The sequence below is a fragment of the Streptomyces sp. NPDC005808 genome (assembly GCF_042871385.1).
In the GTDB taxonomy this organism is placed as follows: Bacteria; Actinomycetota; Actinomycetes; order Streptomycetales; family Streptomycetaceae; genus Streptomyces.
Genome location: NZ_JBIAIK010000004.1, coordinates 338,853 through 362,608 on the forward strand (window position 1 = coordinate 338,853; position 23,756 = coordinate 362,608).

The window sequence follows — 23,756 nt, forward strand, 5'->3', positions numbered from 1 at the left end:
CGGGCTGTCTCCAGCCCGTCCGGCGTTTGAGGACGAGCGCGTTCAGCGCGACAGCGGAAGTCTGGGGGCCGGCAGCCCCCAGAAACAAGGAACGGGCAGGGGCGGAGGGGGCGAAAAAACCACCCTCACCCCCGCCGCCCCGCCTCCAACGGCGGAGCCGTGACCCACCCGTGCGTGCGGCACTCGGGGCGTCGGCAGTCCGGGGCCGGACGCCGGACCGTCGCGAAGGCGACCACCGCGCCGAGGACCAGGACCCCCGCGCACAACGGCATCGCACGCCGGAACGCGGAGTCGAAAGCGTCCGCCGACCGGTACGCCTCCGATCCCATGCCGGCGAGCAGCGGGAGCGCGGCGACGGCGATGAGCCCCGCCGCACGGGCCGCCGCGTTGTTGATACCGCTGGCGAGGCCGGCCCGCCCGGTGTCCACGGAGGCCAGGACCGTGGCGGTCAGCGGCGCGACCAGCGTCACCATGCCCAGGCCCATGACCGCCAGCGCGGGAAGCACATCGGCGACGTACGAGGCACCCTCACCGACCCGCAGCATCAGCAGCATTCCCGCCGCACACAGCAGCGGCCCCACCGTGAGCGGAATCCGCGGCCCGATGCGCTGGGCGAGTTCGCCCGAGCGGGCGGAGAACAGCAGCATGAGGACGGTCGTGGGCAGCAGCGCCGTACCGGCGCCGAGGGCCGAGTAACCGGCCACGACCTGGAGCTGGAGCGCGGCCAGGAAGAAGAAGCCGCTGAAGGCCGCGTACACGCACAGCGTGACGGCGTTGACCGCCGTGAACTGGCGCGAGGAGAAGATGTCCAGCGGCATCATCGGATCGGACCTGCTCCGCTCGACGTACACGAAGGCCACTCCCGCGGCGACACCCGCGACCGCCGTCACCCACACGAGCACGGACCCGCTGCGGGCCTCGATCAGGGCGTACGTCACCAGCGCCAGCGACAGGGCGCCGAGAGCCGCGCCCAGCACGTCGAAGCCGCGGTGTACACGTCCGTCCGCGGACTCGGGGACATGCCGCAGGGCGACCGGCACGCACAACAGCGCCACCGGGATGTTCAGCAGGAAGACCCAGCGCCAGCCGGGACCGTCCACCAGCCAGCCGCCCAGGAACGGCCCGACCGCCGCGCCGACCCCGCCGAAACCCGACCACAGGCCGACCGCCCTGGCCCGGTCGTCGGGATGGAAGGAGGCCTGGATCAGCGACAGCGAACCGGGCGTGAGGAGCGCCCCGCCGATGCCCTGCAACGCACGGGCCGCGATCAGCACTTCCCCGTTGGGGGCCAGCCCGCACAACAGCGAGGCGACGGCGAACCACACCACCCCGATGACGAACACCTTCCGCCGCCCGAAGCGGTCCCCCAGCGAGCCGCCCAGCAGGATGAGCCCCGCCAGGGTGAGCGTGTACGCGTTCACGGTCCACTGGAGGGCCGCGAGGTCGGCGTCCAGGTCACGGCCGATGCGCGGCAGCGCGACGTTGACGACCGTCGAGTCCAGCATGGCCATGCTGGAACCGAGGACGGTGGTCAGCAGGATCCACTTGCCCGCGGGGCCGGCGATCCTGACGCCCGGTTCTGCCGGTTTCTCCCGCGAAGCCTGTGCATCCTGCGGAGCCTGCGACGCCTGCAGATCCTGCGAAGCCTGCAGATCCTGCGAAGCCTGCGGATCCTTCCGAGACTGCGGATCCTGCGGAGTGGCAGTCATACACCGGAGCATACGGAAGGGCCCGGCACCGAGCAGGTGCCGAGCCCGAATTCCCTCCGCGGTCTACTTCAGCTTGGTGCCCGCCGAACGCAGCGCCGCACACGCCTCGCTCACGCGCGCGGCCATGCCGGCCTCGGCGGCCTTGCCCCAGGTGCGCGGGTCGTACTTCGACTTGGTGCCGACCTCGCCGTCGACCTTCAGGACCGCGTCGTAGTTGCGGAACATGTGGTCCACGACGGGGCGCGTGAAGGCGTACTGGGTGTCGGTGTCGAGGTTCATCTTCACGACGCCGTTCTCCAGGGCGGTGGCGATCTCCTCGGCCGTGGAGCCGGAGCCGCCGTGGAAGACGAAGTCGAACGGGTTCGCCTTGCCGTACTTGGCGGCGACACCCTCCTGGAGGTCCTTGAGGAGCTCGGGGCGCAGGACGACGTTGCCCGGCTTGTAGACACCGTGGACGTTGCCGAAGGACGCGGCGAGCAGGTAGCGGCCCTTCTCGCCCAGGCCGAGGGCCTCGGCGGTGCGCAGCGCGTCGTCGACCGTGGTGTAGAGGGAGTCGTTGATCTCGTGCGAGACGCCGTCCTCCTCGCCACCGGTCGGGGTGATCTCGACCTCAAGGATGATCTTCGCGGCGGCGGCCTTCGCGAGCAGCTCCTGGCCGATCGCCAGGTTGTCGGCGAGGGTCTCGGCGGAGCCGTCCCACATGTGCGACTGGAACAGCGGGTTCTCGCCCTTGGCGACGCGCTCGGCGGAGATGTCGAGCAGCGGACGGACGTAGGCGTCCAGCTTGTCCTTGGGACAGTGGTCCGTGTGCAGCGCGACCGTGATGTCGTACTTGGCGGCGACGATGTGCGCGAACTCGGCGAGCGCGACGGCGCCGGTCACCATGTCCTTGTTGTACTGGCCGCCCAGGAACTCGGCGCCACCGGTGGACATCTGGATGATGCCGTCGCTCTCCGCCTCCGCGAAGCCGCGCAGCGCAGCGTGCAGGGTCTGCGACGAGGTCACGTTGATGGCCGGGTAGGCGAACTTGCCTGCCTTCGCCCGGTCGAGCATCTCGGCGTAGACCTCGGGGGTTGCGATGGGCATCTGTCCGCTCCTTGTATATGCGGGTGGCGTTCTGCTGCTTACGGCCCTGACCTAGGGGGTGACGTCATCGTCGTCCCCATCTTTCCAGACTTGCCCAGATGCTCCAGACAACGTGTCCACCCTGTGGATAACCCTCGGTCCGGGCCGTGCGCAAGGGCTTGAAGCGGGCTGCTCAGTCGAGGCCCAGTTCGTCCTTCGAGTACGCGAAGAGGTAGGGCACCCCGGCCGCCGCCTCGATCTTCTCGGCGGCGCCCGTCGCGCGGTCGACGATGGTCGCGACGCCGACGACCTCGGCGCCGGCCTCGCGCACCGCCTCCACGGCGGTGAGGGGGGAGCCGCCGGTGGTGGAGGTGTCCTCGACCACGAGCACACGCCGGCCCACGATCTCCGGACCCTCCACGCGCCGCTGCATCCCGTGCTCCTTGGCGGCCTTGCGTACGACGAAGGCGTCCAGTCGCTTTCCGCGCGCGGCGGCGGCGTGCAGCATGGCCGTGGCCACCGGGTCGGCGCCCATGGTGAGCCCGCCGACCGCGTCGAAGTCGAGTCCGTCGGTGAGGTCGAGCAGCACCTGTCCGACCAGCGGCGCGGCCTCGCCGTCCAGCGTGACGCGGCGCAGGTCCACGTAGTAGTCCGCCTCGAGACCCGAGGAGAGGGTCACCTTGCCGTGCACCACGGCCTTGTCCTTGATCTGCTGCAACAGCGCGTCGCGTACGTCACTCATGGCAGCCAGCTTAGAGGCGCCGCCAAGTCCAGGTGGTGGCCGCCTCCAGGGGCTCGATGGGGGTGACCAGGCGGGGCAGGGTGTTGAGCCCGTTGGGCGGTCCGGTCTGCGGTTCGACGCACACGGCTGCCTCCTGCTCGTCGTACACCACGACCCACTCCTCACGGCTGGCGATGTTCAGCTCCAGCTGCCCCGGCCAGGTGAGCGTGACGTCGACTCCGTCGGGCATGCCGAAGCAGTCGTCCCAGGGGCCGGGGAGCGGCTCGATGCGCCGTCCGGTGGGGAGGTGGTCCTCGCCGCGCTCCTCCTGCCAGGAGGGCGTGAAGTCGACCTGCACGTCCTCCTGCCCGAGGTTCCGGTTGAACCACGGGTGCCAGCCGATCTGGGCGGGGAAGGAGGAGTCGTACGTCTCCACGGACATGGTGAGCGTGAGGGCGTCCTCGGTCAGGGCGAACGCCTGGGTGACGCGGCCCGGGTGGGGCCACGGGTCGACGAGGTCGTACGTGATCACGGTCTCGTTGTCGGTGGTGTGGGCGGTGCGCCAGGCGGCGTTGCGGGCGGTGCCGTGGATGGCGTGCGGTGGGGAGTTGAGCGGCATCTGCCGGACGGTGGCGCCGTCCAGGAACCGGCCGTCGCGGATCCGCCCGCACCACGGGACCATCGGGAAGCACCCGTATTTCTCGCCCTGCCGCAGCAGTTCGACGCCGCCGACCCGCAGACTCCCGACCCGTCCGCCGTTGCCCGGCAGTACGGTCACCTCCGCGTCACCCGCGGTCAGCGTGATGTCCTCGTTACTCACGGAGCTGACCCTACTGGGCGGGGGCCGAAGTGATTTCGCCCCCTCCGCCCCTACCCGTCCCTTGTCCCTGGGGCTCCGCCCCAGACCCCGCTCCTCAAACGCCGGACGGGCTGAACTTCTTCAGCCCGTCCGGCGTTCGAGGACGAGCACGTTCAGCGCGAAGCGGGGGTCTGGGGGCGGCAGCCCCCAGGTACGGGGACGGGTAGGGGCGGAGGGGGTGAACAAACCCATCCCCCAGTCCTCAGCGCCGCTTACGCAGCACCCGCGTCACCACGATCGCCGACGCAAGCGCCAGCGCCGCCGCCGGCGCGGCCCACCGCAGGGTGGCGCGGGCGGCGGTGGTCTCCGGCGCGGGGACGGGTGCGTACCGCCCGCGGGGCGGCGCGTGGTCGACCTCCTCGGCGCTGCGGCCGATCATCGTCCGCCGGGCGTGGGCCGCCTCGGCGATGGAGTCCTCCTCGACCGAGTCGAGCGAATCGATGGACTCGATGGACTCGATCGACGCAAGGGACTCGATCGAGTCGGGGGAGTCGGGGGAGTCGTGTGCATCCTCCGCACCCGGCTCGTCCTCGTCCTCCCCCTCGCCCTCCCCCTCGTCCGCGAACTCCCCGACGAACCCCTCGGCCACGAGGTCGTCCTCGACCGACGGTGCCGGAATGTCGGCGTCGAAGCCGGAGGTGGTGGATACGGGCCCCGCCTCCGGCTCCTCCTCCGGCTCCTCCTCGGGCCGGGCTGCCGCAGCGGCCGTGGACGCCGCGGCTCCCAGGTTTTCCACGAACCGCACCACGAGCCGCGCCACGGCGGCGGACACCGCGTCGGGCGCCAGCTCCGCCACTCGCCCGTCGGCGGACGCCGTACCGCCGACGGTGACCGTCGTACCGCCTTCGGCGGGAGCCAGCCGCACGGCGAGCGCGAGTTTGACGAAACCACTGCCGCGGGCTTCGTTCGCGTCGCCCTCGACGGCGTAGGAACCGTCCTCCTGGGGGGTCACGGACAGCGTGCCGCGATAGGTGATCGTGTGGTTGCCGAAGCGGACTTTCAGCCGCCCGGAGACGGGCGCAGTCCCCGCGTCCTGCTGAAGGCCGGGAACCGCCCGGGCCACCAGCGCGGGATCGCCCAGCGCCTCCCGCAGCCGCTCGGCCGGAACCGGAACGTACACCTCATGCTCCATGCCAGCCGAGCCTACCCAGCACGACCCGGGCCGTACCCGCGTATGACGGGATTCCGGTGGGATTCCCGCCTCCGGCTCAGTCGGCGTACCGCGGATGCACCAGCGTGGAGGGCGGGAGGCCGGGAATCCGGGTGCGGGAGGCCGCACGCGCGTCCGCGGCCAGCGCCGCGGGCGTGAGGGTGTGCGGGCGCGGGCCGCCCGGGTCCAGGCCCAGGGGCGGACCCGTACCGGAGGGTTCCGTACGGGAGGCCAGGACGAACCCCCAGTCGTGCGGGGCGAAGGACGCGCCGGCCGTGCGATCGGGGCCGGCCGCGAAACCGGAGTCGCGACCGCCCACGCGGTAGGGCACGGTGGGCAGTCCGGCGGTCCGGATCGTCGTGTCGATCGTCCAGAAGATCCGGGGGCGGCTCGCCACGGGGCCCGCGTGGACGGCGAGGCGGCCGCCGGGGGCCAGGACGCGGCGCACCAGACCGTAGAACTCCTGGGAGTACAACTTCGTGCTCGCCGTGATGCCGGGGTCGGGCAGGTCGGAGATCACCACGTCGTACGTCGAGGGGGCGCCGCGCAGCCAGTGGAAGGCGTCCGAGGTCACCACGCGGACGCGCGGGTCGTCGTACGCGTGCCCGTTGAGCCGGGAGAGCGCCGGGTCCTGGCGGGCCAGCCGGACCACCCCGGCGTCGAGTTCGACCTCGTCGACATGGCGTACGCCTGGGTAGCGAAGCACCTCGCGGGCGGCTAGGCCGTCGCCGCCGCCGAGGATGAGCACGCGCGCGTGGGCCCCGTTCATCGCGGGGTGGACGAGAGCTTCGTGATAGCGGCGCTCGTCGCGGCCGCTGACGCGCAGGCGGCCGTCGAGGAAGAGGGCGAGGGGGCGGCCGTGGGTGCCGCCGGTGAGGACGACCTCCTGAACCCCGGTCTGGAGCGCGACCCGCACCTCCGCCCCGTACACCGCGTGCCGCGCCGCCCGTTCGAAGTCGTCGACCAGCACCGCGGCCGAGGCGAGGAGGCCGAGGACCAGGAGGTTGGCGACGACCAGGGCCCAGCGTGCACGCCGGGTCAGGTCCTTGCGGAACAGGCCGAGTACGAGGGCGCCGCCGACCAGTGCGTTCACCCCGCCGGTGAGCAGCGCGCCGGTGAGCTGGCCGAGCCAGGGCAGGAGGAGGAAGGGGAAGGCCAGGCCGCCGACCAGTGCGCCGACGTAGTCCGCCGCGAAGAGGTCCGCCACCGCGCCGCCGGGGTCCTGGCTGCGAACGCGCTGGATCAGCTCCATGAGGAGGGGGACTTCGGCGCCGATCAGCAGGCCGATGGTGAGGGAGAAGGCGACGAGCAGGTAGCGGGAGCCGTCGCTCCACGCGCCGCCCCAGTCGCCGGTCCACGCGAACGCCGCGTACAGCGCTATGGCGCTGTAGCCGCCGACCAGGGCGAGCGCCGCTTCGACCGCGCCGAAGCCGGCCGCGGCGCGGGGGCGCAGCCGCTTCGCGGCGAGGGAGCCGATGCCCATGGCGAAGACCATGACGGAGAGGACCACGGAGGCCTGGGTGACCGAGTCGCCGATCAAGTACGAGGCGAGGGCGACGAGTTCGAGTTCGTACACGAGTCCGCAGGCCGCACAGACGAACACACCGGCGAGGACGAGGAACCGGCCGGTGCCCTGGCGGACGGGCAGCCGCGCCTGGCCCTGGACGCCACCCCAGGGAGGGGGTGCGCCGGGCGGTGCGGGCGCGTGCGGATCGATCACGCTGCGAACGGTACGTCACACCGGTACTACGCCTCGTCACCCACACGTGTGGAACTGTTGCGCTCAGGTGTAACGGGCGTTGATGGGTCCACCCTCTACGCGCCGAGCAGATCCGCCCTACGAGCCGAGCAGATCCGCCCTACGCACGACCACGTCCGCCCTACGCGCTGAGGAGATCCGCCGCGGCCACCACCCGCACCCCCACCCTCGTCCGGGTCGCCACCAACTGCCCGTCCTGCGGGTACGCGTGCCACGTACGCCAGTGCACCTGCCCCTCATGTCGCTGGGCCAGCATCGCGGTGAAGGCGTGGGGGCTGCCCGGGAAGACGCCGGCGAGGCCGTTGGGGTGGTCGGAGACCAGGGCCAGTAACTCCTGGGCGCGGCCCGCGAAGGAGCCGTGGGAGAGAGTCTCGACGCGGGCCGCGAACTCGTACTCCCAGTCGCCGACCCGCTTGGCCACGCCGAGCGGAAGGGGCGTACTGCTGCCGGGGATGCACGCGACAGTCTCCGAGCAGCTGCCCCGCGCCTCCTCCAGGAGTACCTGGTGGGACGCGCCGAGCAGTCTCAACTGCATTTTCGCCCCGCCGAGTTCGAGGTCGAGGGTCGCGAGCGCGGGCAGCGGCTCGCGCCCCAGGGTCCAGGCGAGGTCGGCCGCGCGCGTGTCGGTGTACGAGGTGTTGAGAGTCGTGAGCATGGGTCGGCTCCGCTAGCACGCAAAGGGAGGTGGGGGTCCGGCGCACCCGGTGGGTAGTACCGGGGTATCGGCCCGGTCAGCCCGGTCGGGAAGGGCGATCCGAGGCCCTGTCGTCACCTTGGCGTCGCCCGCCGGAAGGGCGGTGCCAGGCGTCGCCCGGCAGACGTCATGGAGACGACAGGGCCTTGGGGCTGCGTTGGTGATTTAGAGGGAATCATGGACTGTGGTGCCACCACAGCGTTTTTACCCAACTTCGTGCGGTTTCCATCCCCCCGAGGGCTCCACAGCTCAACTGTTCAACTACGGCGTACGCCCGGCGTACGGAAGTGCCCGTCGGCAGCCGGTGCCGACGGACACTTCTTCGTACTTCGGATGCGTTTCCCCCGGAGGAGCTCAGCTGCCCCGTGTCAGCTGCCTCCGCCGCATCCGCCCCCGCCGCCGCAGGAGGATCCACCTCCACAGGAGGACCCACCTCCGTCGGACGACGAACCCCCGCAGGACGTCATGCCACCCGCCCCGCCGGCCCACCAGCCACCGGAGGAGTCACCGCGCGAGCGGAAGCGCCTCCGCCTGGCCGGCTTCGCCGCTTTCGACGTCTTCGTCAGCGCGACTTTCCTGTCTGCCTTGTTCTTCCGGCCGCCGAAGCCGAAAACCGCGACCAGCGTGCTGCCGAAGACCGCCAGGATGATGCCTGTGATCATGGCGCCACCCTCCTCTCGTTCCCCCGAAGCGACCCCCCGTGGGCGCCTCGCATCTTGCGTGAGAGGGGGATGCCCGCGCGGCTCACGCGCCAAAGCAGAGTTGAGGAACTCCAGAGCTTGGGCGCAGGATGACGGGCATGACCATCCACGCCCGCCGCCCCCTGCTCAACCGCCGGCTCGCCGAGTTCGGCACGACGATCTTCGCGGAGATGTCGGCTCTGGCCCTCAGTACCGGCTCGATCAACCTCGGCCAGGGTTTCCCCGACACCGACGGGCCCGAGGAGATCCGCGAGGCGGCGGTGCGCGCGCTGCGCGACGGGCGCGGCAACCAGTACCCGCCGGGTCCTGGCGTGCCCGAGCTGCGTACGGCGATCGCCGCGCACCAGAAGCACCGGTACGGGCTGTCGTACGACCCCGACCGCGAGGTCCTCGTCACGGCGGGCGCCACGGAGGCCATCGCCGCGGCTCTGCTCGCGCTGCTCGAACCGGGTGACGAGGTGATCGCCTTCGAGCCCTACTACGACTCGTATGCGGCCTGCATCGCGATGGCGGGCGCGACCAGGGTCCCGGTCACCCTGCGCCCGCAGGACGGCACCCGCGACGGAGTCGCAGATCGACGCTTCCGCCTGGACCTGGACGAGCTGCGCGACGCGGTGACCGACAACACCCGGCTGCTGCTGATCAACACCCCGCACAACCCCACCGGCACCGTGCTCACCCGCGAGGAGCTCACGGAGATCGCGCGGCTCGCCGTGGAGCGGGATCTGCTCGTGGTGACGGACGAGGTGTACGAGCATCTCGTCTTCGACGGTGCCGAACACCTGCCGCTGGCGTCCTTCCCGGGGATGCGCGAGCGGACGGTCACGATCGGCTCCGCCGGGAAGACCTTCTCCTTCACGGGCTGGAAGGTCGGCTGGGTCACCTCGACCCCGGATCTCGTCACCGCCGTACGGTCGGCGAAGCAGTTCCTGACGTACGTGTCGTCCGGACCCTTCCAGTACGCCGTCGCCGAGGCGCTCGCGCTGCCGGACTCCTACTTCGAGGACTTCCGGGCCGACATGGCCGCCAAGCGGGACCTGCTGGCGGCGGGACTCGCGGACGCCGGCTTCGAGGTCTACCGGCCCGCGGGCACGTACTTCATCACCACCGACATCCGGCCGCTCGGCGAGTCCGACGGCTTCGCCTTCTGCCGCGCCCTGCCCGAACACGCCGGTGTCGTCGCCGTCCCGAACGCCGTCTTCTACGACCACCGAGAGGCCGGCGCCCCCTTCGTACGGTTCGCCTTCTGCAAGCGCACCGAGGTCCTGGAAGAGGCGGTCAAGCGGCTCGGGGCGGCCTGGTAGCGGCGGCCGCCCGTGGCCTGGGAGCGGCGGCGGGTCGGTCGCCGGTGGCATGGCAGCGTCGGCGGGTCGGTCGCCCGTGGCATGGCAGCGTCGGCGGGTCGGTCGCCCGTGGCATGGCAGCGTCGGCGGGTCGGTCGCCCGTGGTACGGCAAGAGCCCGGTCCCCGGCGCACGACCGTGGTGGTCGGCGCCCGGGCCGGGCTCTCGTTCGCGTACGGCGCGCGCCTGGTCACGGCCGCGCACCCCTCACGCCAAGTGTCGGGGAGACTACTCCTCGTCGTCGCCGGGCTTCTCCGCCTCGTTGACTTCCTGCTCCAGGCCGAGCTGCTCGACGAGCCACTTGTCGAACTCGATGGCGGCGCGCACCCAGCTCACCGTCGACGACACGAAGTGCTCCAGGCTGACGCCCGTGCCGATCAGCATCTGCGCCTCGCCGATCAGGCGGACGGTGCCGTCGTCGTGCGTGTGGCTGTAGACCTTCGGCCACAGCGTGCGGCGGTTCCAGTCGTCGATGGACTCAAGGATCGCGGGCTTCTCGTCGATCTGGTGCGGCCGGTCGTAGAACGTCCGCACCGAGAAGACCTGCTGGTCACCCTCACCACGGAACATGAAGTACGTACGGAACTGCTCCCACGGCGCCGCGAGGTCACCCTCGTCGTCGACGACGTACTTCAGCTCCATCTGTTCCAGGAGCTGCTTCACAAGGTCCTGATCCGGGACGACGGGGCCCGCCGGTCCGCCGGGCTGCGGCTCGGGCTGGCCCCCGAAGTTCGGAATCGAAGACGGGTCGATGGACATCTGTGACACTCCTGCAGTCGTCTGACTCGTCCGGCCATCGCTGAGACCAGACGTTCGCACCCCACCCTCTCTCGCCTCGCCCCCAACCTGCAACAGCCTCGCCCGCCGGCCGCGGCGGAGGGGCCGGATCCAGCGCCGTGAGCTGCGGAACTCCGGATCGAAACCCATAGAGACCCATCGAAACCCAAGGAGCCCGCAGCTCCGGCACCGAGACCGGCGAACTACAGCGTCCTGCCCGTCGCCGGACCTCCGAGGCCAGGCGAGACCGCCGAGACCGGCGAGACCGGCGAACTACAGCGTCTTGCCCGTCGCCGGACCCACGATCAGCCCCGTCCCGAAGGCGTCCACCCGGACCGTGTCGCCGTCCTTGACCTCGCCCGCGAGGATCTCCTTGGCGAGGCGGTCGCCGATGGCGGTCTGGATGAGGCGGCGCAGCGGGCGGGCACCGTAGGCGGGATCGTTGCCCTCCTCGGCGAGCCAGGCCAGGGCCTCGTCGCTGATCTCCAGGGTGAGGCGCCGCTGGGCGAGGCGCTGCGCGAGCCGGTCGATCTGGAGCCTGGCGATCCGCTCCAGCTCTTCCTTGTTCAGGGCCGAGAAGACCACCAGGTCGTCAAGACGGTTCAGGAACTCCGGCTTGAAAGAGGCCCGTACGACCTCCAGGACCTGCTGCTTCTTCTCCTCGTCGGAGGACAGCGGATCGACGAGGAACTGGCTGCCCAGATTCGAGGTGAGGATCAGGATGGTGTTGCGGAAGTCGACCGTCCGGCCCTGACCGTCCGTCAGACGGCCGTCGTCCAGGACCTGGAGGAGGATGTCGAAGACCTCGGGGTGCGCCTTCTCGACCTCGTCGAGGAGCACGACGCTGTACGGCCGCCTGCGCACCGCTTCGGTGAGCTGGCCGCCCTCCTCGTACCCGACGTATCCGGGCGGCGCGCCGACCAGGCGGGAGACACTGTGCTTCTCGCCGTACTCGCTCATGTCGATGCGGACCATGGCCCGCTCGTCGTCGAAGAGGAAGTCCGCGAGGGCCTTGGCTAGTTCGGTCTTGCCGACGCCGGTGGGGCCGAGGAAGAGGAAGGATCCGGTGGGCCGGTCGGGGTCGGCGATTCCGGCGCGGGTGCGCCGTACGGCGTCGGACACCGCCTGCACGGCCTCCGTCTGTCCGATGAGCCGGCGCCCCAACTCCTCCTCCATGCGCAGGAGTTTCTGCGTCTCGCCTTCGAGGAGCCGGCCGGCCGGGATGCCGGTCCAGGCGCCGACGACGTCGGCGATCTCGTCGGGGCCGACCTCCTCTTTCACCATGGTGTCCTTGGAGACCTCCACCTCGGCCTCGGAGGCCTCCTCCAAGTCCCTTTCCAGGGTGGGGATCTCGCCGTACAGCAGCTTGGAGGCGGTGTCGAAGTCGCCGTCGCGCTGGGCGCGTTCGGCCTGGCCGCGGAGTTCGTCGAGCTTCTCCTTCAGCTCACCGACGCGGTTGAGGGACTGCTTCTCCTTCTCCCAGCGGGCGGTCAGACCGCGCAGCTCCTCCTCCCGGTCGGCGAGGTCGCGGCGCAGCTTCTCGAGGCGCTCGCGGGATGCCGGATCGGTCTCCTTCTCCAGCGCCAGCTCCTCCATCCGCAGCCGGTCCACCTGGCGCTGCAGCTCGTCGATCTCGAGAGGCGAGGAGTCGATCTCCATGCGGAGCCGGGACGCGGCCTCGTCGACGAGGTCGATGGCCTTGTCGGGGAGGAAGCGGGAGGTGATGTACCGGTCGGAGAGCGTGGCGGCGGCGACCAGCGCACTGTCCGCGATCACGACCTTGTGGTGGGCCTCGTACCGCCCCTTGAGCCCGCGCAGGATCGCGATGGTGTCCTCGACGGACGGCTCGGCGACCAGCACCTGCTGGAAGCGGCGCTCCAGGGCCGGGTCCTTCTCGATCCGCTCGCGGTACTCGTCGAGCGTCGTCGCACCCACCATGCGCAGTTCGCCGCGCGCGAGCATGGGCTTGAGCATGTTGCCCGCGTCCATGGAGGAATCCCCGCCGGCGCCGGCACCCACGACCGTGTGCAGTTCATCGATGAAGGTGATGACCTGCCCGTCGGAGTCCTTGATCTCGGCGAGGACGGTCTTCAGCCGCTCCTCGAACTCACCGCGGTACTTGGCTCCCGCGACCATGGCGCCGAGGTCCAGCGAGACGAGCCGCTTGTTCTTGAGCGACTCCGGGACGTCACCCTTCACGATCCGCTGGGCGAGCCCCTCCACGACGGCGGTCTTGCCGACGCCTGGCTCACCGATGAGGACGGGGTTGTTCTTGGTGCGCCGGGACAGGACCTGCACCACCCGACGGATTTCCTGGTCCCTGCCGATGACGGGGTCGAGCTTGCCCTCACGGGCGGCGGCGGTGAAGTCGGTGCCGAACTTTTCGAGCGCCTTGTACTGGCCCTCGGGATCCGGGGTGGTCACCCGGCGCCCTCCCCTGCTCTTCTGGAACGCGTCGAGGAGCTTCTTGGCGTTCGCCCCCTGCTGGGAGAGTACGTCGGCGCTCCGGCCGCCCTTCGCGGCGATGCCGATGAGCAGGTGCTCGGTGGAGATGAACTCGTCCCCGAGCTCCTTCGCCCGTTCGGCCGCGTCGGCGATGACGGCGAGCAGCTCACGGTTTGGCTGCGGAGGCGCGACGGTGGATCCGGTCACGCTGGGCAGACCGGCGAGCACGCGCTCGGCAGCGGCCCGCACGGAGGCCTGGTCGGCCTCGACGGCGGCCAGCAGGTCGAGGATGTTCTCGTTGTCCTGGCCTTCGAGCAGCGCCAGCAGCAGGTGGGCGGGGGTGAGGTCCGGATGGCCCCCGGATACGGCCCGGGTGCCGGCCGCGTTGATCGCGTCCCGGCTCCTGTTGGTCAGCTCTGCGTCCACGGTCGCGCTCTCCTCCTGGGGTTCCTGGGCCGGCCGGGCTTCGGCTCGGTCTTCGGCCGGTCAGCCTTCATCTCGATGCCGTTCGATACTGAGTGTGCCAACGAGCACAAAGTTGAGTCTATTCCACTCAAGACTGCTCCGGAAGCCCACTCGGAGCCGATCCGGAAGCAGGTCCGGAAGCAGCTCCGGAAGCAGGTCCGGAAGCAGCTCCGGACCGAGCGGAAATCCGGAGCGGAAACCCGGGCCGCGAAGTAGATTCGGGCTTCATGGCTTCCTCGTACCCAGTGGACCCGCGACGGCCGGACGCCGCCTACCTCAGCTTCTGGCGGGAGAGGCACCTGTGCACGCTGACGACCCTTCGACCCGACGGCAGCCCCCATGTGGTGCCGGTCGGGATTACATACGATCCCGAGGCAGGTCTGGCTCGGGTGATCGCGAACAAGTCCAGCGCGAAGGTGGGGCACGTACTGGCCGCGGGCCCCGACGGGGTACGGGTGGCCGCCTGTCAGGTCGACGGGCGGCGCTGGGCGACCCTGGAGGGGCGTGCGACGGTGTCCGCCGACCCCGGGCGCATCACGGAGGCGGAACGGCGTTACACGGAGCGGTACGGACGGACACCCTCTCCCAACCCGTCCCGAGTGGTGATCGAGATCGAGCTGGCCTCTGCGCTGGGGCGGGGCTGATTTCAGCCTCTCTGGAATGGGCCCGTACCTGGAGATTTTACGTAAAACTGCAGCGGCGTCACCGTGTTCAGGTCACGGTGACGCCGCTGCGGGGGGAAGTACCTGCGCGATTTACTACGACGGGGGAATCGCGTCAGGCACTGCGGGGGGTGGCTGAGATGGTCTGCACGTCCGGAGCAGTCTCCGGTTCGACCTGCTGGTGGTCACGCTGGTCCAGGTTCACAAAGATCATTCCGTACCGAATGGCACACCGCACAGGCTGCGGCGCCCCCCGAGGACGTCGCAGACACCGGTACGCCCGCAGGTCCTCGTCGTCGTCCCGGGTGACGACGACCGGCTCTCCGAATACCGTCACCATCAAGGAGTCACCACTGTGGGGGATGGCGGTGACCAGATCGATGAAGTGCCAGCCGGAGCGGTATGCGGTGGCCATTTCTCTGCGGAAGGAGCGGTCATCAGGAGGAGTCGTCATCGGTCAGCCCCAACTGCTGTCATCCGCGTCGTCCGGCGACCCCGAACCCAGGGCTTCGGGACTTTGGCCTGCGGTCGCCGGCACCAGCGGACCCCAGCTACTGTCCGCCAGGTCATTACTCTTCGCACCGGCAAGGCCATCCAGCGCCCCGAAGGCCACTACGGCGGAAAGGGCGGCGACAAGCATCGACCGAAGCATTTTCCTACGCATAATCGGCTTCGTCCTCACTTGAAGGTCTCCTCTTCCCCCGTCGAGTACGACGATGGCTCATTCGGGCACGTGGTGGCCACACATTCGATGCATCATGTTCCTGCACGTTCAGGACCCTGGGGGGTGGAGATTTGGTAACAAATAGAACCAATGGGACACATCCCCATGCGGTGACCGAACTATGCCAGGAAGGTGGCCGCCTGTATGCGGACGCTCTCCGCTCGGGACGCATCGCACGCGCGGATGTCGAGTCCGTTCCCTGCTTGATGGAGTTCGCCCTCCTTCATCCAGATCCTGACGATGCGAACTGGCTGCGCCCGGTCCCCCCGTCGGTCGCTCTCGCTCAGCGGCTCAACCCCATAGAGAGCGAGATCACGGAACGCAGGCGGATGTCGATCGAGCTGGCAGATGCCTTCGAACCGTTCATGACCTTGAGCGCTCAGGTAACGGCGAGCAGTCACTCGATCACAGTGCTGGAGGGCTTCGACCGAATCAACGGAGCACTCGACCTGGCCACGGCTCAGTGCCAGAACGAGATGCTGACGGTCCAGCCGGGTGGCCGTCGGCTGGAGCACACCCTCGTCCAGGGTCTGGAGCGCGACAGGCCCTTGACCGAACGAGGCGTGAGCATTCGGACCCTCTACCAGCACACGGCCCGGTATAGCCCCGAGACGCAGGCCTACGTAGACCAGTTCTCCAACGGCAAGGTGGAGTACCGCACCATCGACGAGCTGGTCGAGCGGCTGATCATCTGCGACGAGACCGTCGCCTTCATCCCCACCCGCGATGACCGGCAGGTCGCCCTGGAACTGCGTCACCCCGGCCTCGTCCGCTACCTGGTCAAGGTCTTCGAGTTCATGTGGGGCCGCGCGGTCCCCCTGAACGCGGGCGCCCCTTACGAGACCGCTCCCGACGGCATCACCGACATCCAGCACTCCATCGCGAAACTGCTCATTGAGGGCCACGTCGACGAGGCCATAGCCCGCCGACTCGGCATGAACGTCCGCACCTGCCGTGCCCACATAGCCAAGCTGGCCACAGCTCTCGGCAGCGGCAGCCGGGCGCAGCTCGGCTTTCTCATAGCCCAGTCGGGGATCCTGGACCAGGAGCAGGACCGCTGAATCTCGAGGGAAGAGAGCCGCAGGTGACCACCGGGGTACACGGGCACAGAGCCGACGAACTCTGCGAGGGGGGTCTGGACCTTTACGCCCGTGCGCTGCGCGAAGGCCATGTTCCCCACGAGGAGGCGGACACCGCCGCCCCATGCCTGATCAACTCCGGCCTGCTCCAGCCAGACCTCAAAGACCTGCGCCGGCTGCGCCCCGTAGCCCCCGCCGTAGCCCTTCCGCGGCTGCTGCGTGCCACCGCCGAGGACATCGCCCAGCAACGACAGCGCGAAGCTCGCCTGGCGGAAGCCCTCGAACCGCTCATCGCCCTGCACGCAGGACAGGCAAGCCCCACGGACGCACCAGCAAACACTGTTCTGATCGGCATCGAGCGGATCAACACCGTCATCGCCAGAGCCATGGCCCACTCGTCACGCGAGGTACTCGCGATCCAGCCTGGCGGAAAACGTCCCCCGCCGGTCCTGGCAGCCGCGTTTGTGCAGGAGCAGGAGATGCTCTCGCGGGGCTGCCGCATGCGCACCCTCTACCAGCACACCTCTCGCCACGACCCCGCGGCTCTCGCCCACTACGCGCGGCTGAAGGGCGACGTAGAGGTCCGCACCCTCCACGAGGTCACCGACCGCCTCATAGTCCTCGACCGCGCCGTGGCCTTCATCCCCGCCAACACCGACCGCACGATGGCAGTCGAGGTCCGCAATCCCGCCATCGTCGCCTACCTCGCCACCACCTTCGACCGCCTCTGGCGCCTGGCCACTCCGATGTACCCCCGGGCAGCCCAGCAGCCCATCCTGAACGGCATAACCCCCCGCCAGCACGCCATCGCCAGCCTCCTCATCGAAGGCCACACCGACGCCGCCATAGCCGATCGCCTCGGCCTGAACATCCGCACCGCCCGCGTCCACATCGCCAAACTCGCCGCGACCCTCGGCAGCGAAAGCCGGGCCCAACTCGGCTACCTCATCGCCGAGTCAGGAATCCTGAAGCAGGAGGAGGGCACGGCGGAGTGACCACAGCACACCCGGATCACGGACTGGAGGACCTCTGCCCGGCGGGAACGGAGCTGTACACCAGCGCCCTGCGCGAAGGCCGGGTACACAGGGAGGCCGCCGGCAGCGTGCCCTGCCTCGTCGACCTCGGACTGCTCCAGCCGCATGTCGAGGACATGCAATGGCTGGAACCCGTAGCACCCGCCGTAGCCCTCCACCGGCTCCTGCGCACCGCCGCTGAGCGCATCGCGGACGAGCGTCGGCGTGAGGAGCGGCTGGCCACGATGTTCGAGCCGCTCCTGCGGATCGACGGTGCCCGTACGGCAGACGCGAAGGCACCGGCGATCAGCCTGCTCAGCGGCAAGGACCAGATCAACGCGGCCATCAGTGAGGCCATGGTCGACGCATCCGAGGTCCTGGCCGTCCAGCCTTACGTCTCCCATGTCGGTCCGCCTCCCGAGAACCATGTCGGTGCCCTGAGCCGCGACCAGGAACTGCTGGACCGCGGCGGGCGCATCCGCACGCTCTACCAGCACACGCTCCGCCACGCCCCCACGGTGCTCGCCCGCTACGAACGTCTGAGGGGGGACGTGGAGGCACGCACTCTGGACGAGGTCATTCAGCTGCTGATCGTTGTCGGTCGCAGCGTGGCCTTCATCCCGGCGAGCAAGGACTACACCCTCGCCCTCGAAGTGCGTCACCCCGCCCTGCTCGAGCACTTCCTCACCACCTTCGACCGCCTCTGGCGACTGGCCACCCCCATGCACCCGGAAGCGGTCCAGCGCCCCTCGCACAACGGCATCACCCATCGCCAACAGGCCATAGCCGCCCTGCTCGTCGAAGGCCACACCGACGCGACGATCGCCGAACGTCTCGGCCTCAACATCCGCACCGCCCGCGTCCACATAGCCAAACTCGCCGCCACCCTCGGCAGCGAAAGCCGGGCACAGCTCGGCTACCTCATCGGGCAGTCAGGGATCCTCAGCCAGGAGGAACGGCAGGACCGGGCACCTTAGGCACGCCGGGCACGCCGGGCATGCCGGGGACCGTGACCGCCTCGAGGTCCGGGGAGCGTGGAGGGTCGTGCAGGCCCGCCTGGGCGATGCGGACGCCGAGCTGGGTGCGGCTTGCCGCGCCCAGGGTCTCCGAGAGGCGGGCGATGTGCGCCCGGCACGTACGCACGCTGATTCCCAGGCGCTCCGCGACCACCGCGTCCTGGTGGCCCTCCGCGAGGAGCGCGGCGATGGACCGTTCGCGGTGGGTGATGCCCTCGATGCCTGTCGAGGGCAGCGTGGAGGCGAGCGGGATCGCCAGGCGCCACAGGCGCTCGAAGACCGTCACCAGGTAGTCGACCAGGGCGGGGTGGCGCAGCTCCAGCGCTACCGTGCGGTCCGAGTTCGCGGGGATGAAGGCGACCGTGCGGTCGAAGAGGATGAGGCGTTCCACGACCTCGTCGAGCGTGCGGGCCTCGGCCGCCCCACCCATCAACTCCATGTAGTTCAGGAGGCCTTGGCCGTGCCGAGCCACATGCGTGTACAGGTCGCGCATGCGGACGCCGCGGCGGCGCAGTCCCAGGGCCCGGTGCAGGCCCTCGGAGAGTTCGTCCTCGCGGCGGATGCCGCCCGGCTGCACGGTGAGGACCTCGGACGTACACGCCTCGGTCGCCGCGTCCATGGCGGCCCGGATGCGGGGCAGTCCGTCGAGTACGCGGATCGCGGCGCCTTCCGCCGGCGCCTGGACGCGCCCGCCGAGCCCGGCGTACCACTCGAACGCGGACACCGCCTCGCCCACCCGCGCCTGGCTCGCGCTGACTTCCGCGTACACCCCGCGCAGCAGCCGCGTCATGACCTCCTGCGGCGAGGTCGGCACCAGCCACCCCATGTCGTCGGGGTCGGGGTGCAGCAGCGCAAGCTCCACCAGGCAGGGCACCGTGTCCGCGTCCTCGCGGGGCACACGTCCGTGCCGTACGGCACGGGAATACACCCGGTCCCCTGCCGCGCACAGCTGGTCAGCGCCGTGCGGATGCGTGTCCGTGCCTTGCCCGGCCATCTCCCCACTCCCGCCCGGCCATCTCCCCGCCGTCGGCTCCAGCGTTTTCCGTCTTCCGCGCCTGTGTCCTACGCGCTTCCCTCTCCTGCGCTTCCGTGCTGTGTACTCCGCGCTTCCGCAGCGCAACTATGCGCGGCCCCGTCCGCCATCGCAACACGGCGACACCTCCCCACCGCCCCCAATTACCCCCGTACGTCCACAAAAATCCCCACCTCCGGGGCGGGCCATTGCAACAAGCTGACGGTGGCGGCCCACCCAAACCTTCCGGCGCATCGTGGATCCGCTTCCGAGACACCCGGGCACCCTCGACGCCCCCGACGTCCCCGACGCCCCCGACACCTCTGGTGTCCCTGGCCGGATTCCCACCATTCGGCCGGGGGCGGGCGCCCGTCCCGAAGCCGAACGGCACACCACGTGAACTGCCGGAAATAACCGAGTGATCAGCGTGTTACGTACCGCACTTAACGTCAGTCCATGGCGGACATATTTGACGCGTACGCGTTGGCCGATGCATGGGACGAGATGTTCGAGCGGCCTGGTGAGGTCAGGACCGCCTATGAGCCGGTGCTGGCCGCGTTGCAGCCCATCGAGCCGGTTGAACTGCGGTTCAGAGCCGACCAGATGGCGCGGGCGTTCACCGACCGGGGTGTCACCTACGCCTTCGCGGGCGAGGAGCGGCCCTGGCCGCTCGACCTGGTGCCGCGCATCCTCGACGCGCTCGAATGGGACCTCATCCAGCGCGGAGTGACCCAGCGGGTCAGGGCTCTCGAGGCCTATCTCAGCGACGCCTACGGGCCCTGCAACGCCTTCGAGGACGGGGTCGTACCCTGGCGGCTCCTGCTCAATTCACCGCATTTCCACCGAGCCGCGCACGGGATCGAGCCACCGGGCGGGGTACGGATCCACGTCGCCGGGATCGACCTCGTGCGGGACGAGGCGGGAGAGTTCCGGGTACTCGAAGACAACGTTCGCGTACCGTCCGGCGTCTCGTACGTCATCGAGAACCGGCGCGCGATGACCAGGATCTTCCCCTCCCTCTTCGCCGAGCAGCATGTGGTGCCGGTGGACGGCTACGCGCAGAAGCTGCTGGCCGCGCTGCGGGCGGCGGCTCCGGACGGGGTGGCCGACCCCCGGGTCGTCGTCCTCACCCCCGGGCCCAGCAATGCCGCCTACTTCGAACACGCCCTGCTGGCACGCCTGATGGGCGTACAGCTGGTCGAGGGGCACGACCTCGTCTGCCGCAACAACCGTGTGTGGATGCGGACCACGCGGGGCGAGATGCCCGTCCATGTCGTATACCGGCGGCTCGACGACGACTTCCTCGATCCGCTGCAGTTCCGGCCCGACTCGGTGATCGGCTGCCCGGGGATCATGAACGCCGCGCAGGCGGGCACGGTGACCCTCGCGAACGCCGTCGGCAACGGCATCGCCGACGACAAGCTGCTCTACACGTACGTCCCCGACCTGATCCGTTACTACCTCTCCGAAGAACCGATTCTCCCCAACGTCGAGTCCTTCCGGCCCGACGAGCCGGGCCAGCTGGAAGCCGTCCTCGACCAGATCGACCAGCTGGTCATCAAGCCCGTGGACGGCGCCGGCGGCATGGGCATCGTCATCGGGCCGAAGGCCGACCGGGAGACCCTGGAGCGTACGCGCGCGGCCGTCGCCGCCGATCCGCGCGGCTGGATCGCCCAGCGGCCGGTCGCCCTGTCCACCTCTCCCACCCTGGCGGGTGACCGGATGGCACCGCGCCACATCGACCTGCGTCCGTTCGCCGTCAACGACGGCAGCGATGTGTGGGTGCTGCCCGGCGGGCTCACCCGGGTCGCGCTCCAGGAGGGCAACCTCATCGTCAACTCCAGCCAGGGCGGCGGCTCCAAAGACACCTGGGTACTGGCCGAAGGGCCCGCCGACCGGCCCGCACCTGAGATCAACAGCTCCGTGCCGGACGTCGTCCCCCGCCAGCTCGGCCCCGACGGCGACCGCATCGCCGTACAGGAAGGGGCGCAGCAGCAGTGACCGCTTCGCTGGTTCCCGAGGCACAGGAGGTACGACCGTGAACGACGTGATCCTCTCCCGGATAGCCGAAGCCCTGATCTGGACCGGACGGTACGTGGAGCGGGCGGACGCCACCGGCCGCATCCTCGACGCCTATCTGCACCGGCTCCTGGAGGACCCCTGGCGCGACGAGGACGTCGCCTGCCGGTCGCTGTACGCCATCCTCGGCGTCGACGCGGGCGACGAACGCGTCGACATGCAGCAGGTGTTGGACCAGCTCGCCTTCGACGCCCGTTCGACGTGCGCCATCGAGGGCGCGATCGGCGCCGCCCGGCTGAACGCTCGCAGTGCCCGCGAGGCGGTCTCCTCCGAGATGTGGGAGTGCCTCAACTCCACCTGGCACGCGCTCGCCGACCAACGGCTGGCCTCGCGGCGCACGGGCCCGTACGCCTATCTGGAGCTCGTACGCCGCCGGGCCGCCCTCTTCTTCGGGCTGGCCGACTCGACGATGAGCCGGGACGACAGCTGGCGGTTCGTGGTCCTCGGCCGGAGCCTGGAGCGGGTCGACATGACCGTACGGCTGCTGTCCGTACGGGTGTTGGACGCCGCCCATGCTCCCGACTGGCCGACACTGCTCAGTGCGAGCGGCGCCGACGAGGCGTATGCCCGTGTCTACGGCGGGTTCGGCGACACCCCGCGGGTGGCTGAATTCCTCCTCATGGACCGGGACTTCCCGCGCTCGGCGCTGCACGCGCTCACCACGGCGGAGGAGTGCCTGGCGGCGCTGGGACGGCCCCGGCAGGACCCGGCGCGCCGACCGATAGGACGTATGCGGACCAGACTGGAATACCTGGACCTGTCCGCGCTTGAGGAGCAACTCCCGCTGCTGCTGAAGGACTTGCAGCAGGCCTGCATGGCGTCCGCCGAAGCGGTGGCGGAGAAGTTCTTCCCGAACCAGGGGCCCGTCGAGTGGGCTCAGGAAGGAGCGTGACCATGACCGGGAACACGCAGGCGCCGACCCGTCGGCTCCGGATCCGGCACATCACCCATGTCTCGTACGCGCAGGCCGTGGTCTCCTCGCACAACGAGGTCCGGATGACACCGCTGACGCTCCCCGGCCAGACCACCCTGGACGCGCGGGTGACGGTGAACCCCGCCACCGCCACCTGGTCGTACTGGGACTACTGGGGAACCCAGGTCACCGGCTTCGACCTCACGGAACCCCACGCGAACCTGACCATCACGGCGTCGAGCCTGGTGGAGACGGCACCGCCGGACCCGCAGGCAACCGCGCCCACCTGGGCGGAGATCGCCGAACTCACCACAAACTCCCGCCTGTTGGAGTACGCGGCACCGACCGGCCGTACGGTCGTCTCGCCCGAACTGGTGGAACGGGCGCGCGCCGTCGCCGCGGGCCTCGACCCGCACGAGACCGCCGTCGCCGTCTCGTCCCTGGTCACCGGGCAGGTCTCGTACATCCCCGGCGCCACGGGGGTGAACACCAGCGCCATGGAGGCCTGGGAACAGGGCGCGGGCGTCTGCCAGGACATCACCCACCTGACGACCGCTCTGCTGCGCGGCCTCGGACTGCCCACCCGCTATGTCTCCGGCTATCTCCACCCCGAGCGCGACGCCGAGTTGCACCGTCCCGTCGCGGGCCAGAGCCACGCCTGGATCGAGTACTGGGCGGGCGACTGGAACGGCTACGACCCCACCAACAGCACCCGCGCCGCCGAGTCCCACGTGGTGGTGGGCCGCGGACGCGACTACGACGACGTGACGCCGCACAAGGGGGTGTACCGGGGCGTCGCCGGAGGTCCGCCCGAAGTGACGGTGGAGTTCACACGGGTGGCCTGACCTCATCGGTGGAGGTCGGCACCCTGCTCCTGAGACCCGTAGATCGCGTGGGCGGCTCCGGTGACGAGCGCCCAGTAGCGGTCGCCGTAGGACCAGTGCCACCACTCCGTGGGGTAGTTGACCAGCCCGGCCGCGGTCAGCGCGTCGCCGAGCAGCCGGCGGTTGGCGCGTGCCCGCGGGCCGATGCCGCTCGCGTCCGTGTAGCAGGCGCCGTCGCTCTCCTCCGGGTTCGCGTTCACCGGCGTTCCCATGTCGAGCTCATGTCCGTCGGCGTCGACGAGGGTGAGGTCCACGGCGGCGCCCGCGCTGTGCGGGGCGATCTCCGGAGGGGACACGTACCGGCTGGCCGCGTTCCGGAGGCGCTCGGCATCCCAGCCGGGGTTGCCGGCCCTCAGCTCGTCGGCGTACTGCTGGAAGTACTCCCGCTGCAGGGCCGGCGGCCGGTAACCCTCGACGAACAACAGCCGTACACCGTCCGGGAGGAGTGCCCCGGCCGCCACGAGCCGCGCCAGGACTCCCTCCCGCAGCTGCGCGAAGGCCCCCGATTCATCCCACCTGCGGGCGTCGACGGTCAACGCCCCTCCCCCCGACCGCACGTCGAACAGCGGCTCCCCACAGTCCACAACAGGTATCGCGGCGATCTTCGGATCTGACATCAACACGATCTCGGTCATGAACTGATCATGCCGCAGGACGGTCGTGGCAATGGGCGGCATCGCGGAGGCG

At 70.0% G+C, this 23,756-nt stretch carries 21 protein-coding genes; 8 read left to right on the forward strand and 13 right to left on the reverse strand.

The annotated features are described in order from the left end of the window. Positions 1-125 precede the first annotated feature (125 nt). The 8 genes from ACFYPC_RS11965 to ACFYPC_RS12000 all read right to left on the reverse strand — a co-directional run bounded on the left by ACFYPC_RS11965 (position 126) and on the right by ACFYPC_RS12000 (position 8,619). Positions 126-1,709, reverse strand: a complete 1,584-nt coding sequence (locus ACFYPC_RS11965) for an MFS transporter (protein ID WP_388673999.1) — start codon at positions 1,707-1,709, stop codon at positions 126-128. A gap of 63 nt (positions 1,710-1,772) precedes the next feature. Further along, positions 1,773-2,795 carry a class II fructose-bisphosphate aldolase gene (fbaA, locus tag ACFYPC_RS11970; RefSeq protein WP_388674001.1) on the reverse strand — a complete coding sequence of 341 codons (1,023 nt, stop codon included), beginning with the start codon at positions 2,793-2,795 and terminating at the stop codon, positions 1,773-1,775. Between the two features lie 172 nt (positions 2,796-2,967). After that, positions 2,968-3,516 carry an orotate phosphoribosyltransferase gene (gene pyrE, locus ACFYPC_RS11975; protein WP_388674003.1) on the reverse strand — a complete coding sequence of 183 codons (549 nt, stop codon included), beginning with the start codon at positions 3,514-3,516 and terminating at the stop codon, positions 2,968-2,970. Positions 3,517-3,526: 10 nt separating this feature from the next. Beyond that, the gene (locus ACFYPC_RS11980) at positions 3,527-4,315 is read right to left on the reverse strand and encodes an aldose 1-epimerase (RefSeq protein WP_388674005.1); all 789 of its coding nucleotides are present in this window, start codon (positions 4,313-4,315) and stop codon (positions 3,527-3,529) included. Positions 4,316-4,556: 241 nt separating this feature from the next. Further along, the gene (locus ACFYPC_RS11985) at positions 4,557-5,486 is read right to left on the reverse strand and encodes an SRPBCC family protein (protein WP_388674007.1); all 930 of its coding nucleotides are present in this window, start codon (positions 5,484-5,486) and stop codon (positions 4,557-4,559) included. Between the two features lie 76 nt (positions 5,487-5,562). Beyond that, a complete protein-coding gene (locus tag ACFYPC_RS11990) occupies positions 5,563-7,224 on the reverse strand; it encodes a polyamine aminopropyltransferase (protein ID WP_388674009.1) in 1,662 nt (553 codons plus the stop codon). A 160-nt stretch (positions 7,225-7,384) separates the two neighbouring features. Continuing rightward, positions 7,385-7,918 (reverse strand): DUF2617 family protein, encoded by a 534-nt coding sequence (locus ACFYPC_RS11995; protein ID WP_388674011.1) that lies wholly within the window; start codon positions 7,916-7,918, stop codon positions 7,385-7,387. 407 nt (positions 7,919-8,325) lie between these two features. After that, positions 8,326-8,619: a hypothetical protein gene (locus ACFYPC_RS12000; RefSeq protein WP_388674013.1), complete on the reverse strand. Its 294-nt coding sequence runs from the start codon at positions 8,617-8,619 to the stop codon at positions 8,326-8,328. A gap of 128 nt (positions 8,620-8,747) precedes the next feature. On the opposite strand from ACFYPC_RS12000, the gene ACFYPC_RS12005 reads away from it, so the two are divergent. Next, positions 8,748-9,962, forward strand: coding sequence for a pyridoxal phosphate-dependent aminotransferase (locus ACFYPC_RS12005; RefSeq protein ID WP_388674015.1), 1,215 nt, complete (start codon positions 8,748-8,750; stop codon positions 9,960-9,962). Positions 9,963-10,228: 266 nt separating this feature from the next. Here the strand turns inward: ACFYPC_RS12005 and ACFYPC_RS12010 are convergent, their stop codons facing one another. Together ACFYPC_RS12010 and clpB are read right to left on the reverse strand one after the other, a co-directional pair. Then, complete coding sequence (locus tag ACFYPC_RS12010; RefSeq protein ID WP_388674017.1) at positions 10,229-10,759, reverse strand: YbjN domain-containing protein; 531 nt, start codon at positions 10,757-10,759, stop codon at positions 10,229-10,231. 291 nt (positions 10,760-11,050) lie between these two features. Next, the gene (gene clpB, locus ACFYPC_RS12015) at positions 11,051-13,648 is read right to left on the reverse strand and encodes an ATP-dependent chaperone ClpB (protein ID WP_388674019.1); all 2,598 of its coding nucleotides are present in this window, start codon (positions 13,646-13,648) and stop codon (positions 11,051-11,053) included. Positions 13,649-13,914: 266 nt separating this feature from the next. Between clpB and ACFYPC_RS12020 the strand changes: the two genes are divergently transcribed. Continuing rightward, entirely contained in the window at positions 13,915-14,331 is a 417-nt protein-coding gene (locus ACFYPC_RS12020) for a pyridoxamine 5'-phosphate oxidase family protein (protein ID WP_388674021.1), read from the forward strand. Between the two features lie 133 nt (positions 14,332-14,464). On the opposite strand, the gene ACFYPC_RS12025 is transcribed toward ACFYPC_RS12020, so the two are convergent. Continuing rightward, positions 14,465-14,803, reverse strand: coding sequence for a hypothetical protein (locus ACFYPC_RS12025; protein WP_388674023.1), 339 nt, complete (start codon positions 14,801-14,803; stop codon positions 14,465-14,467). Positions 14,804-15,144: 341 nt separating this feature from the next. Here ACFYPC_RS12025 and ACFYPC_RS12030 point away from each other — a divergent pair, with 341 nt between their 5' ends. From ACFYPC_RS12030 to ACFYPC_RS12040, 3 genes are read left to right on the forward strand one after another with little or no spacing between them, the layout of a single operon-like run. Further along, on the forward strand, positions 15,145-16,134 hold the full coding sequence (locus ACFYPC_RS12030; protein ID WP_388674025.1) for a helix-turn-helix transcriptional regulator: 990 nt from the start codon (positions 15,145-15,147) through the stop codon (positions 16,132-16,134). 23 nt (positions 16,135-16,157) lie between these two features. Next, positions 16,158-17,147: a LuxR C-terminal-related transcriptional regulator gene (locus tag ACFYPC_RS12035; protein WP_388674027.1), complete on the forward strand. Its 990-nt coding sequence runs from the start codon at positions 16,158-16,160 to the stop codon at positions 17,145-17,147. Continuing rightward, positions 17,144-18,142 (forward strand): helix-turn-helix transcriptional regulator, encoded by a 999-nt coding sequence (locus ACFYPC_RS12040; RefSeq protein ID WP_388674029.1) that lies wholly within the window; start codon positions 17,144-17,146, stop codon positions 18,140-18,142. Before ACFYPC_RS12035 ends, ACFYPC_RS12040 begins: the two co-directional genes overlap by 4 nt. Here the strand turns inward: ACFYPC_RS12040 and ACFYPC_RS12045 are convergent. Further along, the gene (locus ACFYPC_RS12045; protein ID WP_388674031.1) at positions 18,108-19,175 is read right to left on the reverse strand and encodes a LuxR C-terminal-related transcriptional regulator; all 1,068 of its coding nucleotides are present in this window, start codon (positions 19,173-19,175) and stop codon (positions 18,108-18,110) included. The two genes, ACFYPC_RS12040 and ACFYPC_RS12045, sit on opposite strands and share 35 nt — an antisense overlap. Before the next feature lie 474 nt (positions 19,176-19,649). Between ACFYPC_RS12045 and ACFYPC_RS12050 the strand changes: the two genes are divergently transcribed. Genes ACFYPC_RS12050 through ACFYPC_RS12060 form a run of 3 tightly spaced genes read left to right on the forward strand, consistent with a single transcriptional unit; the run spans position 19,650 to position 23,030 of the window. Continuing rightward, on the forward strand, positions 19,650-21,194 hold the full coding sequence (locus ACFYPC_RS12050) for a circularly permuted type 2 ATP-grasp protein (protein ID WP_388674033.1): 1,545 nt from the start codon (positions 19,650-19,652) through the stop codon (positions 21,192-21,194). Between the two features lie 37 nt (positions 21,195-21,231). Next, positions 21,232-22,164, forward strand: a complete 933-nt coding sequence (locus ACFYPC_RS12055) for an alpha-E domain-containing protein (protein ID WP_388674035.1) — start codon at positions 21,232-21,234, stop codon at positions 22,162-22,164. A gap of 2 nt (positions 22,165-22,166) precedes the next feature. Continuing rightward, positions 22,167-23,030, forward strand: a complete 864-nt coding sequence (locus ACFYPC_RS12060) for a transglutaminase N-terminal domain-containing protein (RefSeq protein WP_388674037.1) — start codon at positions 22,167-22,169, stop codon at positions 23,028-23,030. Between the two features lie 2 nt (positions 23,031-23,032). Here the strand turns inward: ACFYPC_RS12060 and ACFYPC_RS12065 are convergent, their stop codons facing one another. Then, a complete protein-coding gene (locus ACFYPC_RS12065) occupies positions 23,033-23,704 on the reverse strand; it encodes a M15 family metallopeptidase (protein WP_388674039.1) in 672 nt (223 codons plus the stop codon). Positions 23,705-23,756 lie beyond the last annotated feature (52 nt).